Origin of the sequence: Pseudonocardia nigra (genome assembly GCF_019396355.1) — a bacterium.
GTDB classification, from domain to species: domain Bacteria; phylum Actinomycetota; class Actinomycetes; order Mycobacteriales; family Pseudonocardiaceae; genus Pseudonocardia; species Pseudonocardia nigra.
Window position 1 is genome coordinate 1 of the sequence record NZ_JAHKRK010000507.1, and the last position, 995, is coordinate 995.

Genomic DNA, 995 nt, shown 5'->3' on the forward strand with positions numbered 1-995 from the left:
GCGGTGATCCCCGGTGCGCAGGTGCAGAAGGCGCTGCGGGGGCGGGAGAAGCAGGTCGTCGAGCTGGTGGAGGCGACCTACCGGTTGCACGGTGCCGGGGATTCGGTGAACCCGCCGTCGTATTTCCTGCGGTTTCCCGACCGTCCGTCGTCGCGGATCATCGCGTTGCCGGCGTCGATCGGTGGGCAGGTGCGGGTGGACGGGCTGAAGTGGATCTCCAGTTTTCCGGAGAACGTGTCGGCGGGGATTCCGCGGGCGTCGGCGGTGTTGATCCTCAACGACCGGGACACGGGGTATCCGTTCGCGTGTCTGGAGGCGTCGATCATCAGTGCGGCCCGGACGGCGGCGTCGGCGGCGCTGGCGGCCGACCGGCTCAGCCGGGGCCGGCCACGCCCGGTGCGGGTGGGTTTCTTCGGGACGGGCCTGATCGCCCGCTACATCCACACGTATCTGGTGGGTACCGGCTGGTCGTTCGAGGAGGTCGGGGTGTTCGACCTCGACGCCGGGAGCGCGGACGGGTTCCGCCGCCATGTGGAGGGCTCGGAAGACACCGCCCGGGTCACGGTGCACGGGACCGCGGAGCAGCTGGTCCGCTCCAGTGATCTGGTGGTGTTCGCGACGGTCGCGGGGCGGCCGCATGTGCGTGAGGTGTCGTGGTTCGCGCACAACCCGGTGGTGTTGCACGTGTCGTTGCGGGATCTGGCTCCGGAGGTCCTGCTGGCCTCGACCAATGTCGTGGACGACGTGGAGCACTGTTTGAAGGCCGACACGTCGCCGCATCTGGTCGAGCAGTTGACGGGCAGCCGGGACTTTCTGGCCGGGACGTTGGACGACGTGCTGGCGGGGCGGGTTGCGGTGCCGGTGGATCGGCCGGTGGTGTTCTCGCCGTTCGGTCTGGGCGTGCTCGACCTGGCGGTCGGCAAACACGTCTACGACGAGGTGGCGCGCTCCGGTGAGCTGCACGTCGTCGAGGACTTCTTCCACGAGCTGCGCCG

At 69.2% G+C, this 995-nt stretch carries 1 protein-coding gene; it reads left to right on the forward strand.

Annotated elements, in window-relative coordinates; translation table 11 throughout:
* On the forward strand, positions 1-995 hold a 995-nt coding region (gene sbnB, locus KME75_RS41910; RefSeq protein ID WP_219420599.1), incomplete at both ends, for a 2,3-diaminopropionate biosynthesis protein SbnB.